The following is a 13042-nucleotide window of genomic DNA, read 5'->3' on the forward strand; positions in this document are numbered from 1 at the left end:
TAAGGGCCATCAGAGCTCGAGGCCCCCCTCGCGGGCGCCGTCCGCGACGGCGGCGATGCGCCCGTGGTACTTGTTGCCGCCGCGGTCGAACACGACCGCGGACACGCCGGCCTGCTTCGCGCGCTCGGCGACGATCTCGCCGACCTTGCGGGACTTGGCCGTCTTGTCGCCGGAGTCGGCGCGCAGGTCGGCCTCCATCGTGGACGCGCTGGCCAGCGTGTGGCCCTTGTCGTCGTCGATGACCTGGACGAACACGTGCCGGGTGGACCGCGTCACGACCAGGCGGGGACGCTCGGCGGTGCCGAGGACCCTCTTGCGGACCCGCAGGTGCCGGCGCTTGCGGGACTTGGCCCGCGCCGACGTGGCCTTGCCGGCCAGGGTCTTCGTGCCTGCCATGACTACTTACCAGCCTTTCCGACCTTGCGGCGGATCTGCTCGCCCTCGTACCGCACGCCCTTGCCCTTGTACGGGTCGGGCTTGCGCAGCTTGCGGATGTTCGCGGCGACCTCGCCGACCTTCTGCTTGTCGATGCCCTCGACGATCAGCTGGGTCGGCCGCTCCACCGTGAAGTTGATGCCCTCGGGCGGCTCGACGACGATCGGGTGGCTGTACCCGAGCGAGAACTCGAGGTTCTTGCCCTTGGCCACCACGCGGTAACCGACGCCCTGGATCACCAGGGTCTTCTTGTAGCCCTCGGTCACGCCGACGACCATGTTGTTGATCAGCGTCCGAGTGAGCCCGTGCAGTCCGCGGACCTTGTTGAGGTCGTTCGGCCGGGAGACGACGATCGAGCCGTCCTCCTGCTTGACCTCGATGGGGTCGGCGACGGTGTGCGACAGCGTGCCCTTCGGCCCCTTGACGACGACCTCACGGCCGTCGAGGGTGACCTCGACACCGCCGGGCACGGTGATGGGGCTGCGTCCGATTCGAGACATTGGTCAGAACCCCCTCACCACACGTAGGCGAGGACTTCGCCGCCCACGCCGCGCTTGCCCGCCTGCCGGTCCGTCATCAGCCCGGAGGACGTCGAGATGATCGCGACGCCCAGGCCGCCGAGGACCCTCGGCAGGTTGTCCTTCTTCGCGTACACGCGCAGACCCGGCTTCGAGACGCGCTTGATGCCGGCGATCGAACGCTCCCGGGTCGGCCCGAACTTGAGCTCGATCATGAGCTCCTTGCCGACCTTGGCGTCCTGCACGCTCCAGCCCGAGATGTAGCCCTCCTGCTGGAGGATCTCGGCGATGTGCGCCTTGATCTTCGAGTACGGCATCGCCACGGAGTCGTGGTACGCCGAATTCGCGTTCCGCAGACGTGTCAGCATGTCTGCGATCGGGTCGGTCATCGTCATGGCCTACTGGCCCTCCCTCGCCACGGTTTCCTCGGTCCGCTCGGCCCGTGGACCTTTGGCGCGGTCATGGGCATCCGGTCGGATGCCCGGTCGGTCATTACTGGCCGGTGCCCGCGTCCCGGGGGCGGCGCGGACGGCGCGGACCCGGGACGGCGGTTCACCAGCTCGACTTCGTGATGCCGGGCAGCTCGCCGCGGTGCGCCATCTCCCGGAAGCAGATCCGGCACAGGCCGAACTTGCGGTAGACGGAACGCGGACGGCCGCAGCGCGAGCACCGAGTGTACGCGCGGACCGCGAACTTCGGCTTCCGCGCGGCCTTGGCGATCAGCGACTTCTTCGCCATGCTCAGTTCTCCTTGAAGGGGAAGCCCAGGTGCTTGAGCAGCGCCCGGCCCTCCTCGTCGGTCTTCGCGGTCGTGACGACCGTGATGTCCATGCCCCGCTGCCGGTCGACCTTGTCCGGGTCGACCTCGTGGAACATGACCTGCTCGGTCAGCCCGAACGTGTAGTTGCCGTTGCCGTCGAACTGCTTCGGCGACAGGCCGCGGAAGTCACGGATGCGGGGCAGCGCCGTGGCGAGCAGCCGGTCGAGGAACTCCCACATGCGGTCGCCGCGCAGCGTCGTGTGCGCGCCGATCGGCATGCCCTCGCGCAGCTTGAACTGCGCGATGGACTTGCGGGCCCGGTTCACGGCCGGCTTCTGGCCGGTGATCAGCGACAGGTCGCGGATCGCGCCCTCGATGAGCTTGGCGTCCTTCGCCGCGTCGCCGACGCCCATGTTGACCACGATCTTGGTCAGCGTGGGGATCTGCATCACGTTGGCGTAGCCGAACTGCTCGCGCATCGCGCCCGCGATCTCCTCGCGGTAGCGGACCTTGAGCCTCGGCGTCGGGACGGGACGCTCGGTCACGGTCTCAGTCATCGGAAGCGGGCTCCTTCGCGGCCTCGGCCGCCTCGTCGCTCTCGGCCGCCTCGGCGGGCTTGGCCGCCTTCGCGGACTTGGCGGAGGACTTGGCGGAGGACTTGGCCTTGCTCGCCTTGCCCGACGACTTGGCGCGGCTCTTGTGCGGGCGCGTGACCCGGACCTTGTTGCCGTCCTCGTCGATCTCGTAGCCGATCCGGACCGGCGCGCCGTTCTCGGCCAGCGAGACGTTGCTGACGTGCAGCGGAGCCTCGACCGTGACGCGGCCGCTCTCCTTGCCCGCCCGCTGCTGGTCGGCCTTGATGTTCTTGGTGATGAGGTTGACGCCCTCGACGACGACCCGGTCCTCGCGCGGGATGACGCGCAGGACCTTGCCGGTCGCGCCCCGGTCCTTGCCGGCGAGGACGATGACCTCGTCGCCCTTGCGGATCTTCATCAGAGCACCTCCGGCGCGAGCGAGATGATGCGCATGAACTTCTTCTCGCGCAGTTCGCGGCCCACCGGGCCGAAGATTCGGGTGCCCCGGGGGTCTCCACCGTCCTTGATCAGGACGGCGGCGTTCTCGTCGAAGCGGATGTAGGAGCCGTCCGGACGCCGGCGCTCCTTGCGGGTGCGCACGACGACCGCCTTGACGACGTCACCCTTCTTCACGCCCGCGCCGGGAAGGGCGTCCTTCACCGTCGCGACGATGATGTCGCCGACTCCCGCGTAGCGCCGACCCGAGCCGCCGAGAACGCGGATGCAAAGGATCTCCTTCGCACCCGTGTTGTCGGCGACTTTGAGTCGCGACTCCTGCTGGATCACGTTGACTCCTGTTCGTCACACCGGTTCTGATCGCGTTGGCTCACGGCCGGGGGCGATCAGCCTGGTGGAACCGGTAATTACTTGGCCTTCTCGAGGATCTCGACCACGCGCCACCGCTTGGTGGCCGACAGCGGCCGGGTCTCCATGAGACGGACGCGGTCGCCGACGCCACACTCGTTGGCCTCGTCGTGCGCCTTGTAGTTCTTCGTGCGGCGGATCACCTTGTGGTACTTCGCGTGCTTCACGCGGTCCTCGACGGACACGACGACGGTCTTGTCCATCTTGTCGCTGACCACGAGGCCCTCAAGGATCTTGCGGCTGCTGCGCGCCGCGGTCTGCTGCTCGGTCATTCGCTCTCCTCGGCGTCCTTGACCGTGACGATGCCGAGCTCGCGCTCCTGCAGCACCGTGTAGATGCGGGCGATCTCCTTCTTCACGGCCCGCAGCCGCCCGTGGCTCTCAAGCTGACCGGTGGCGGCCTGGAAGCGCAGGTTGAACAGCTCCTCCTTCGCCTCCTTCAGCTTGGTGTACAGGACGTCCTCGGGCTCGGTCCGAAGGTCGTCGGCGGTAAGACCCTTGGCCATCAGGACTCACCAACCTCTCGCTTCACGATCTTGCACTTCATGGGCAGCTTGTGGATCGCGCGTGTGAGCGCCTCCCGAGCGACCTGCTCGTTCGGGTAGGAGATCTCGAAGAGCACGCGGCCCGGCTTGATGTTGGCCACCCACCACTCGACCGAGCCCTTGCCGGAGCCCATGCGGGTCTCGGCGGGCTTCTTGGTCAGCGGGCGGTCCGGGAAGATGTTGATCCACACCTTGCCGCCGCGCTTGATGTGGCGGGTCATCGCGATACGCGCGGCCTCGATCTGCCGGTTGGTCACGTACGCGCTCTCGATGGCCTGGATGCCGTACTCGCCGAAAGCCACCCGCGTGCCGCCCTTGGCCATGCCACGGCGCCTCGGGTGGTGCTGCTTGCGGTGCTTGACCTTGCGAGGGATCAGCATCGGTTACTCAGCTCCCCTCACCCTGCGGAGCAGCCTCGGCCGCCGGGGCCTGCTGCTCGGAAACCTGCTGCTGCTTCTGCTCGCCGCCGCCGCCGCGGCCGCCGCGCTCGCCGCCGCCACCGGCGCCGCCGCGTCCACCGCGACCGCCACGGCCGCCGCCGCCACGGCGCTCGCCGCCGCCGCCGCGGCGCTCACGGCCACCGCCGCCGCCTGCGGCGCGCTGCTGCGCGGCCTTCTGCTCGCGCTCGGCGCGCGTCGCCGCGGCCTCGCCCTTGTAGATCCACACCTTGACGCCGATGCGGCCGAACGTCGTCCGGGCCTCGTAGAAGCCGTAGTCGATCTCGGCGCGCAGCGTGTGCAGCGGGACCTGGCCCTCGCGGTAGAACTCCGACCGCGACATCTCGGCGCCGCCGAGACGGCCGCCGCACTGCACCTTGATGCCCTTGGCGCCGGACTTCATCGCGGACTGGATCGCCTTGCGCATGGCGCGGCGGAACGCGACGCGGCTGGACAGCTGCTCGGCCACGCCCTGCGCGACGAGCTGCGCGTCGATCTCGGGGTTCTTGACCTCGAGGATGTTCAGCCGGACCTGCTTGCCGGTCAGCTTCTCCAGGTCGCCGCGCAGGCGCTCGGCCTCCGCGCCGCGGCGGCCGATGACGATGCCCGGCCGGGCCGTGTGGATGTTGACCTCGACACGGTCCCGGGTGCGCTCGATCTCCACCTTGGAGATGCCCGCCCGGTCCATGCCCTTCTGCAGCATGCGCCGGATCTGGACGTCTTCCTTGACGTAGTCCTTGTAGAGCTTGTCGGCGAACCACACGCTCTTGTGGTCGGTGGTGATGCCGAGCCGGAACCCGTGCGGGTTGATCTTCTGACCCACTAGCGGGCCCTCCTCGTCTTCCGACCGCCACCGGACGCGGAGGCGGCTTCGTCCCGCGACTCCACGACAACGGTGATGTGGCTCGTGCGCTTGTTGATGCGGTAAGCCCGGCCCTGGGCGCGGGGACGGAACCGCTTGAGCGTCGGTCCCTCGTCCACCCACGCACGGCTCACGACGAGCGTGTCCGAGTCGAGCTTGAAGTTGTGCTCGGCGTTGGCGATGGCGCTCGCCAGCACCTTGCCCACCGGCTCACTCGCAGCCTGGGGGGCGAACCGCAGCACCGCCTGAGCCTCCGCGGCGGAAAGGCCGCGGATGAGGTCCACCACGCGGCGGGCCTTCCTGGGCGTGACGCGGATGAACCGCGCCTGGGCCCTGGCTTCCATCGCTGTTCCCTCTCTGCTCTGCCTGGTCAGCCGCGACGGCTGCGGCGGTCTTCCTTGACGTGGCTGCGGAACGTCCGCGTCGGCGCGAACTCGCCGAGCTTGTGCCCCACCATGGCGTCGGTGACGAACACCGGGACGTGCTTGCGGCCGTCGTGCACGGCGATCGTGTGACCGATCATGTCCGGCACGATCATGGAGCGCCGCGACCACGTCTTGATGACGTTCTTGGTCCCCTTCTCGTTCTGGACGTCCACCTTCTTCATGAGGTGGTCGTCCACGAAGGGGCCCTTCTTGAGGCTACGTGGCATGACGAGCGTCTCCTACCGCTTCTTCTTGCTGCGACGACGGACGATGAGCCGGTCGCTCGGCTTGTTCGCCTTGCGGGTGCGGCCTTCCTTCTTGCCGGCCGGGTTCACCGGGTGCCGACCACCGGAGGTCTTGCCCTCACCACCACCGTGCGGGTGGTCGATCGGGTTCATGGCCACGCCGCGGACGGTCGGGCGCTTGCCCTTCCACCGCATGCGGCCGGCCTTGCCCCAGTTGATGTTGGACTGCTCGGCGTTGCCGACCTCGCCGACCGTCGCGCGGCAGCGCACGTCCACCATCCGCATCTCGCCGGACGGCATGCGGAGCGTGGCGTACTTGCCCTCCTTGGCCAGCAGCTGGACGCCCGCGCCCGCACTGCGGGCGATCTTGGCGCCGCCGCCGGGCCGCAGCTCGATGGCGTGGATGACCGTACCGGTCGGGATGTTGCGCAGCGGCAGGCAGTTGCCCGGCTTGATGTCCGCGCTCGGCCCGTTCTCCACCCGGTCGCCCTGCTTGAGGCCGCGGGGGGCGAGGATGTAGCGCTTCTCGCCGTCCACGTAGTGCAGCAGCGCGATCCGCGCGGTGCGGTTCGGGTCGTACTCGATGTGCGCGACCTTCGCCGGGACGCCGTCCTTGTCGTGCCGGCGGAAGTCGATCACGCGGTAGGCGCGCTTGTGCCCACCGCCCTGGTGCCGGGTCGTGATGCGGCCGTGGTTGTTGCGGCCGCCCTTCTTGGGGAGCGGACGCAGCAGCGACTTCTCCGGCTCGCTGCGCGTGATCTCGACGAAGTCGGCCACGCTGGAGCCGCGACGCCCGGGAGTCGTCGGCTTGTAGTTACGGATGCCCATCTTATTCGTTCATCCCTTGTCTGCTTCGGGGTGCGGCCGTCAGGCCGTGCCGCCGAAGATGTCGATCCGCTCGCCCTCGGCCAGGCTGACGATGGCGCGCTTGGTGTCCTTGCGCTTGCCGTAGCCGAACCGGGTGCGCTTGCGCTTGCCCTGCCGGTTGAGGGTGTTCACGCTCGTCACCTTGACGCCGAACACCTTCTCGACCGCCTGCTTGATCTGGGTCTTGTTGGCGTCCGGGCGCACGATGAACGTGTACTTGTTCTCGTCCAGCAGCCCGTAGCTCTTCTCCGAGACGACCGGCGCGATGATGATGTCGCGGGGGTCGGCGATCTTGTTCATTCGACCCTCCTTACTTCTTCGCCGCGCGCGAGATGAACTCGTCGTACGCCGTCTTCGTGAAGACGACGTCGTCGTTCACCAGCACGTCGTAGGTGTTGAGCTGGTCGGAGACGAGCACGTGCACGCTCGGCTCGTTGCGCAGGCTCTTCCAGGTCAGCTCGTCGTCGCGGTGCAGGACCAGGAGGACGCGCTTGGCCCCGGTGACCTCGCGCAGCGCGGTCAGCGCCGTCTTCGTCTTCGGGGTGTCGCCCTCGATGAGCTGGTCGACCACGTGGACCCGGCCGTACCGGGCGCGGTCGGACAGCGCGCCGCGGAGCGCGGCGGCCTTCATCTTCTTGGGCGTCCGCTGCGAGTAGTCGCGCGGCTGCGGGCCGTGGACGGCGCCGCCGCCGGCGAACTGGGGCGCGCGGGTCGAGCCCTGGCGGGCGCGTCCGGTGCCCTTCTGCCGGTACGGCTTCTTGCCGCCGCCGCGCACGTCGCCGCGCGTCTTCGTGGCGTGCGTCCCCTGCCGGGCCGCGGCCAGCTGGGCCACCACGACCTGGTGGATCAGCGGCACGCTGGTCTTCGCGTCGAAGACCTCCGCGGGCAGGTCGATGTCGAGCTTGGTCGTCACTTGCCCGTCCCCTTCACTGCGTCGCGGACCAGCACCACGCCGCCGTTGGGACCGGGAACCGCGCCCTTGATCAGCAGCAGGTTCTTCTCCGCGTCGACGGCGTGGACGGTCAGGTTCTGCACGGTGGTGCGGGCGTTGCCGTGCCGCCCCGCCATGCGGAGGCCCTTGAAGACGCGACCGGGGGTCGCGCAGCCGCCGATCGAACCCGGGGAGCGGTGCTTGCGCTGGGTGCCGTGCGAGGCGCCGAGGCCCTTGAACCCGTGGCGCTTCATGACACCCGCGGTGCCCTTGCCCTTGCTCGTGCCGGTCACGTCGATCTTCTGGCCGGCCTCGAAGACGCTGGCGGTGATCTCCTGGCCGAGTTCGTACTCGGTGGTGTCGTCCGCCCGCAGTTCGACGAGGTAGCGGCGCGGCGTGACGCCGGCCTTCTCGAAGTGACCCGAGCGCGGCTTGTTCACCTTGCGCGGGTCGATCTGCCCGAACCCGATCTGGACGGCGCTGTAGCCGTCCTTCTCCTGGTTCTTGAGCTGGGTGACGACACACGGCCCGGCCTGGACGACGGTCACCGGGACGATCCGGCCCTCATCGTCGAAGACCTGGGTCATGCCGAGCTTCTCGCCCAGGACGCCCTTCCTTTGCGTACTCATTTCGGTGCGTCCCTCAGAGCTTGATCTCGATGTCAACGCCGGCCGGAAGGTCGAGTCGCATCAGCGAGTCGACCGTCTTGGGCGTCGGGTCGATGATGTCGATCAACCGCTTGTGCGTGCGCATCTCGAAGTGCTCGCGGCTGTCCTTGTACTTGTGCGGCGAGCGGATGACGCAGTACACGTTCTTCTCGGTCGGCAGCGGCACCGGGCCCGCGACCTTGGCGCCCGTCCGCGTCACCGTCTCAACGATCTTCTTCGCGGAGGTGTCGATGACCTCGTGGTCGTAGGCCTTGAGCCGGATGCGGATCTTCTGTCCCGCCATGGTGGCCTCGGTGTCCTTTGCTGTAGTGCCGCTGTTTACTTCGGTTCACGGCGGCGGCGGCCCTGCCTTGGGCGGCCGGGCCGCCGCTGCCATGAGGGGTGCTACTTGATGACCTTGGTGACGCGACCCGAGCCGACCGTCCGGCCGCCCTCGCGGATGGCGAACTTCAGGCCCTCCTCCATGGCGACGGGCTGGATCAGCTCGACGCGCATCTCGGTGTTGTCGCTCGGCATGACCATCTCGGTGCCCTCGGGGAGGTTCACCACGCCGGTGACGTCCGTGGTCCGGAAGTAGAACTGCGGACGGTAGTTGTTGAAGAACGGCGTGTGGCGGCCGCCCTCGTCCTTGGACAGGATGTAGACCTGCGCCTCGAACTCGGTGTGCGGGGTCGTGGTGCCCGGCTTGATGACACACTGGCCGCGCTCGACGTCCTCGCGCTTGACACCGCGCAGCAGCAGGCCGACGTTGTCGCCCGCCTGGCCCTGGTCGAGCAGCTTGCGGAACATCTCGACGCCGGTGACGGTCGTCGTGGTCTTCTCGTTCTTGATGCCGATGATGTCGACGGTCTCGTTGACGTTCACGACACCGCGCTCGATGCGGCCGGTCACGACGGTGCCGCGGCCGGTGATCGAGAAGACGTCCTCGATCGGCATCAGGAACGGCTTGTCGATGTCGCGGACCGGCTCCGGCACGTTCTCGTCGACGGCGTCCATGAGCTCGCCGATGGAGGCGGCCCACTTCTCGTCGCCCTGGAGGGCCTGGAACGCGGAGACGCGCACGACCGGCACGTCGTCGCCCGGGAACTCGTACTCGGTGAGCAGCTCGCGGACCTCAAGCTCGACGAGCTCGAGGATCTCCTCGTCGTCCACCATGTCGCACTTGTTCAGCGCGACGACGATGTAGGGGACGCCGACCTGGCGGGCCAGGAGCACGTGCTCCTTGGTCTGCGGCATCGGGCCGTCGGTGGCGGCGACCACCAGGATCGCGCCGTCCATCTGCGCGGCGCCGGTGATCATGTTCTTGATGTAGTCGGCGTGCCCCGGGCAGTCGACGTGCGCGTAGTGCCGGGCCTCGGTCTGGTACTCGACGTGCGCGATCGAGATGGTGATGCCGCGCTCGCGCTCCTCCGGCGCCTTGTCGATCTCGTCGAACGGCGTGAAGGGGTTGAGGTCCGGGTACTTGTCGTGAAGCACCTTGGTGATCGCCGCGGTAAGCGTGGTCTTACCATGGTCGATGTGTCCAATGGTGCCGATGTTCACGTGCGGCTTGGTCCGCTCGAACTTGGCCTTCGCCACTGGTTGCTCCTTGTTGCGATCCTCGGCCGCCTTGACGACCGCTTCGATGTACGTCTGTGATCTGACTACGGCCTAGCTGGGGTTATTGGCTATTCGCCCCGTGCCTTGGCGATGATCTCCTGCGCGACGTTCCCCGGAACCTCGGCGTAGGAGTCGAACTGCATCGTGAAGACAGCCCGGCCCTGGGTCTTGCTGCGCAGATCACCCACGTAGCCGAACATCTCGGACAGGGGCACGAGCGCCTTGATGACGCGCATGCCGTGCCGCTCGTCCATTGACTGGACCTGACCGCGGCGGCTGTTGAGGTCGCCGATCACATCGCCCATGTTGTCCTCGGGCGTGGTGACCTCGACGGACATCATCGGCTCCAGCAGCGTGGGGGTCGCCCGGCGGGCGGCCTCCTTGAACGCCATGGAACCGGCGACCTTGAACGCCATTTCCGACGAGTCGACCTCGTGGTAGGCGCCGTCCTGCAGAGTGACCTTGACGCCGACCATCGGGTAGCCGGCGAGGACACCGAACTCGGCGGCCTCCTGGCAGCCCGCGTCGACCGACGGGATGTACTCCCGCGGGATGCGGCCGCCGGTGACCTTGTTGACGAACTCGTAGCCGTCCGACCCGCCGCCGAGCGGCTCCAGGTCGATGATCACGCGGCCGAACTGGCCGGAGCCACCCGTCTGCTTCTTGTGGGTGTACTCGACCTTCTCGACCTTCTTGGTGATCGTCTCGCGGTAGGCGACCTGCGGCCGGCCGACGTTGGCGTCGACCTTGAACTCGCGCTTCATCCGGTCGACGAGGATCTCCAGGTGGAGCTCGCCCATGCCGGAGATCACGGTCTGCCCGGTCTCCTCGTCCGTGCGGACCTGGAAGGACGGGTCCTCCTCGGCGAGCCGCTGGATGGCGGTGCCGAGCTTCTGCTGGTCGGCCTTGGTCTTCGGCTCGATCGCGACGTGGATGACCGGCGCCGGGAAGTTCATCGACTCCAGGACGATCGGGTCCTTGTCGTCGCAGAGCGTCTCACCGGTGGTGGTCTGCTTGAGCCCCATCACCGCGACGATGTCGCCCGCGCCCGCGCGCTCGATCTCGGTGCGCTTGTTGGCGTGCATCCGGTAGATCTTCCCGATGCGCTCCTTGCGCTCCTTGACGGAGTTCATCACGTTCGCGCCCGACTCCATGACGCCCGAGTAGACGCGCACGAAGGTCAGCTTGCCGAGGTGCGGGTCGCTCATGATCTTGAACGCCAGCGCGGAGAACGGCTCCTCCTCGCTCGGCTTGCGGGAGAGCACCTTCTCCTCGTCGCGGACGGCGTGGCCCTCGATGGCCTCGACGTCCAGCGGCGACGGCAGGTAGCGGACGATCGCGTCCAGCAGCGGCTGCACGCCCTTGTTCTTGAAGGCGGTGCCGCACAGCACCGGAGTGAGCTTCGCGGAGATCGTCGCCCGGCGGATGCCGGCGTGCAGCTGCTCCGCGGTGGGCTCGTCGCCCTCCAGGTACAGCTCCATGATCTCGTCGTCGTTCTCGGCGAGGGTCTCGACCAGCTTGTCGTGCCACTCGCGAGCGGCCTCGACGTGCGTCTCGGGGATGTCGAGCGTGTCGTACATCTCGCCGAGCTTGGCCTCCTCGTTCCACACGAGGGCCTTCATCGTGACGAGGTCGATCACGCCCTTGAAGTCCGACTCGGCGCCGATCGGAAGCTGCAACACGAGCGGCGTCGCGTTGAGACGGTTCTCGATCATGTCGACGCAGCGGTGGAACTCCGCGCCGACGCGGTCGAGCTTGTTGACGAAGCACATGCGGGGCACGCCGTAGCGGTCGGCCTGCCGCCACACCGTCTCGGACTGGGGCTCCACACCGGCGACGCCGTCGAACACGGCGACTGCGCCGTCGAGGACCCGCAGGTTGCGCTCCACCTCGACGGTGAAGTCGACGTGGCCCGGGGTGTCGATGATGTTGATCGTGTGCTTGACCTCATCGACGGGCCACTCGCAGGTGGTGGCGGCGGAGGTGATGGTGATCCCCCGCTCCTGCTCCTGCTCCATCCAGTCCATGGTGGCGGCGCCGTCGTGGACCTCGCCGATCTTGTAGCTCATCCCGGTGTAGTACAGGATGCGCTCGGTCGTCGTGGTCTTGCCCGCGTCGATATGGGCCATGATCCCGATGTTGCGGACCTTGGCCAGGTCTACACCGGTTTTGGTAGCCACTTTCGTCCTCGCGTCGTCTCGTCGTTGCAGTTCGCCGGGGTTACCAGCGGTAGTGGGCGAATGCCTTGTTGGACTCCGCCATCTTGTGGGTGTCCTCGCGCTTCTTCACCGACGCGCCGAGGCCGTTGCTCGCGTCGAGCAGCTCGTTCATCAGCCGCTCGGTCATGGTCTTCTCGCGGCGCTGCCGGGCGTACACCACCAGCCAGCGCAGGGCGAGCGTGGTGCTGCGGGCCGGCCGCACCTCCACGGGGACCTGGTAGGTCGCGCCGCCGACGCGGCGGCTGCGGACCTCCAGGGTGGGCTTGACGTTGTCGAGCGCGCGCTTCAGCGTGACGACCGGGTCGTTGCCGGTCTTCTCGCGAGCGCCCTCCAGGGCTTCGTAGACGATGGTCTGCGCGATGGAGCGCTTGCCGTCCAGGAGAATCTTGTTGATGAGCGCGGTGACCAGCGGCGAGTTGTACACCGGGTCAGCGATCAGCTGGCGCTTGCCAGCGGGGCCCTTGCGCGGCATCAGCTCTTCTCCTTCTTCGCGCCGTAGTGGCTGCGGCCTTGCTTGCGGTTCCGGACGCCCTGGGTGTCCAGCGTGCCGCGAATGATCTTGTACCGAACGCCCGGGAGGTCCTTCACACGGCCGCCGCGAACGAGCACGATCGAGTGCTCCTGCAGGTTGTGGCCGACGCCGGGGATGTAGGCCGTGACCTCGATCCCGCTCGACAGGCGGACACGGGCGACCTTGCGAAGCGCCGAGTTCGGCTTCTTGGGCGTCGTCGTGTAGACGCGCGTGCAGACACCCCGGCGCTGGGGGCTGCCCTTGAGCGCGGGCGTCTTGTTCTTGGTCACCTTGTCCTGGCGGCCCTTGCGGACCAGCTGCTGGATCGTGGGCACCGCGTCTCCGTCTTCCTCGTACCGAGCCGGTAAGTCTTATTGCTGCAATCACCACCTCAGGCGAGGCTGTGACCTGCCGGTTTCCCGACCTCTCCGACCCCCGCGGTCGGGCGTGTCGCCACCCCACGGAAATACACCCGCGAGATTCCGACACAGACCGCCCGGCCCATAGCAGGGCCGAATCAAGCCGGGGAGTCGAGCCCCTTTCACCCCGCGCGGCCGGCGGCCCGAGAAACTCGCGGCCACCG

Annotated in this window: 21 protein-coding genes and 1 pseudogene; all 22 read right to left on the minus strand. The window is 67.9% G+C overall.

Going from position 1 to position 13042, the window contains the following annotated elements; all coding sequences use genetic code 11:
• Positions 1-9 precede the first annotated feature (9 nt).
• The 22 genes and pseudogenes from rplR to rpsL all read right to left on the minus strand — a co-directional run bounded on the left by rplR (position 10) and on the right by rpsL (position 12794).
• Positions 10-396 (minus strand): 50S ribosomal protein L18, encoded by a 387-nt coding sequence (gene rplR / locus FXF65_RS00125; RefSeq protein WP_148347465.1) that lies wholly within the window; start codon positions 394-396, stop codon positions 10-12.
• 2 nt (positions 397-398) lie between these two features.
• Complete coding sequence (gene rplF / locus FXF65_RS00130; protein WP_148347466.1) at positions 399-935, minus strand: 50S ribosomal protein L6; 537 nt, start codon at positions 933-935, stop codon at positions 399-401.
• A 14-nt stretch (positions 936-949) separates the two neighbouring features.
• Complete coding sequence (gene rpsH, locus FXF65_RS00135; protein ID WP_148347467.1) at positions 950-1348, minus strand: 30S ribosomal protein S8; 399 nt, start codon at positions 1346-1348, stop codon at positions 950-952.
• 157 nt (positions 1349-1505) lie between these two features.
• Entirely contained in the window at positions 1506-1691 is a 186-nt protein-coding gene (locus FXF65_RS00145; protein WP_148347468.1) for a type Z 30S ribosomal protein S14, read from the minus strand.
• Positions 1692-1693: 2 nt separating this feature from the next.
• Positions 1694-2269: a 50S ribosomal protein L5 gene (gene rplE, locus FXF65_RS00150; RefSeq protein WP_148347469.1), complete on the minus strand. Its 576-nt coding sequence runs from the start codon at positions 2267-2269 to the stop codon at positions 1694-1696.
• Positions 2270-2417: 148 nt separating this feature from the next.
• A pseudogene (gene rplX / locus FXF65_RS44990) lies at positions 2418-2705 on the minus strand (50S ribosomal protein L24); the annotation flags it as partial.
• Entirely contained in the window at positions 2705-3073 is a 369-nt protein-coding gene (gene rplN, locus FXF65_RS00160) for a 50S ribosomal protein L14 (RefSeq protein ID WP_021596728.1), read from the minus strand. The gene rplN and the pseudogene rplX, both read right to left, overlap by 1 nt.
• 77 nt (positions 3074-3150) lie before the next feature.
• Positions 3151-3423: a 30S ribosomal protein S17 gene (rpsQ, locus tag FXF65_RS00165; RefSeq protein ID WP_067889229.1), complete on the minus strand. Its 273-nt coding sequence runs from the start codon at positions 3421-3423 to the stop codon at positions 3151-3153.
• Positions 3420-3656, minus strand: a complete 237-nt coding sequence (rpmC, locus tag FXF65_RS00170) for a 50S ribosomal protein L29 (protein ID WP_148347471.1) — start codon at positions 3654-3656, stop codon at positions 3420-3422. Before rpmC ends, rpsQ begins: the two co-directional genes overlap by 4 nt.
• Complete coding sequence (rplP, locus tag FXF65_RS00175; protein ID WP_148347472.1) at positions 3656-4075, minus strand: 50S ribosomal protein L16; 420 nt, start codon at positions 4073-4075, stop codon at positions 3656-3658. Before rplP ends, rpmC begins: the two co-directional genes overlap by 1 nt.
• Positions 4076-4082: 7 nt before the next feature.
• Entirely contained in the window at positions 4083-4955 is an 873-nt protein-coding gene (gene rpsC, locus FXF65_RS00180; protein ID WP_148347473.1) for a 30S ribosomal protein S3, read from the minus strand.
• Complete coding sequence (gene rplV, locus FXF65_RS00185; protein WP_067889241.1) at positions 4955-5338, minus strand: 50S ribosomal protein L22; 384 nt, start codon at positions 5336-5338, stop codon at positions 4955-4957. The genes rpsC and rplV overlap by 1 nt, the downstream gene beginning before the upstream one ends.
• 26 nt (positions 5339-5364) lie before the next feature.
• Positions 5365-5646 (minus strand): 30S ribosomal protein S19, encoded by a 282-nt coding sequence (gene rpsS / locus FXF65_RS00190; RefSeq protein WP_148347474.1) that lies wholly within the window; start codon positions 5644-5646, stop codon positions 5365-5367.
• A gap of 12 nt (positions 5647-5658) precedes the next feature.
• Complete coding sequence (gene rplB / locus FXF65_RS00195) at positions 5659-6492, minus strand: 50S ribosomal protein L2 (protein WP_067889247.1); 834 nt, start codon at positions 6490-6492, stop codon at positions 5659-5661.
• A 39-nt stretch (positions 6493-6531) separates the two neighbouring features.
• Positions 6532-6831: a 50S ribosomal protein L23 gene (rplW, locus tag FXF65_RS00200; protein ID WP_148347475.1), complete on the minus strand. Its 300-nt coding sequence runs from the start codon at positions 6829-6831 to the stop codon at positions 6532-6534.
• A 10-nt stretch (positions 6832-6841) separates the two neighbouring features.
• The gene (rplD, locus tag FXF65_RS00205) at positions 6842-7444 is read right to left on the minus strand and encodes a 50S ribosomal protein L4 (protein WP_148347476.1); all 603 of its coding nucleotides are present in this window, start codon (positions 7442-7444) and stop codon (positions 6842-6844) included.
• Positions 7441-8091 (minus strand): 50S ribosomal protein L3, encoded by a 651-nt coding sequence (gene rplC / locus FXF65_RS00210; protein ID WP_148347477.1) that lies wholly within the window; start codon positions 8089-8091, stop codon positions 7441-7443. The genes rplD and rplC overlap by 4 nt, the downstream gene beginning before the upstream one ends.
• A 13-nt stretch (positions 8092-8104) precedes the next feature.
• Complete coding sequence (rpsJ, locus tag FXF65_RS00215) at positions 8105-8413, minus strand: 30S ribosomal protein S10 (protein ID WP_018657599.1); 309 nt, start codon at positions 8411-8413, stop codon at positions 8105-8107.
• Positions 8414-8514: 101 nt separating this feature from the next.
• Complete coding sequence (gene tuf / locus FXF65_RS00220; protein WP_148347478.1) at positions 8515-9708, minus strand: elongation factor Tu; 1194 nt, start codon at positions 9706-9708, stop codon at positions 8515-8517.
• An 89-nt stretch (positions 9709-9797) separates the two neighbouring features.
• Positions 9798-11909, minus strand: a complete 2112-nt coding sequence (fusA, locus tag FXF65_RS00225; protein WP_148347479.1) for an elongation factor G — start codon at positions 11907-11909, stop codon at positions 9798-9800.
• Between the two features lie 40 nt (positions 11910-11949).
• The gene (gene rpsG, locus FXF65_RS00230; protein WP_148347480.1) at positions 11950-12420 is read right to left on the minus strand and encodes a 30S ribosomal protein S7; all 471 of its coding nucleotides are present in this window, start codon (positions 12418-12420) and stop codon (positions 11950-11952) included.
• On the minus strand, positions 12420-12794 hold the full coding sequence (gene rpsL / locus FXF65_RS00235) for a 30S ribosomal protein S12 (RefSeq protein WP_117398359.1): 375 nt from the start codon (positions 12792-12794) through the stop codon (positions 12420-12422). Before rpsL ends, rpsG begins: the two co-directional genes overlap by 1 nt.
• Positions 12795-13042: the final 248 nt, after the last annotated feature.

The sequence above is a fragment of the Actinomadura syzygii genome (assembly GCF_008085905.1).
GTDB lineage: Bacteria > Actinomycetota > Actinomycetes > Streptosporangiales > Streptosporangiaceae > Spirillospora > Spirillospora syzygii.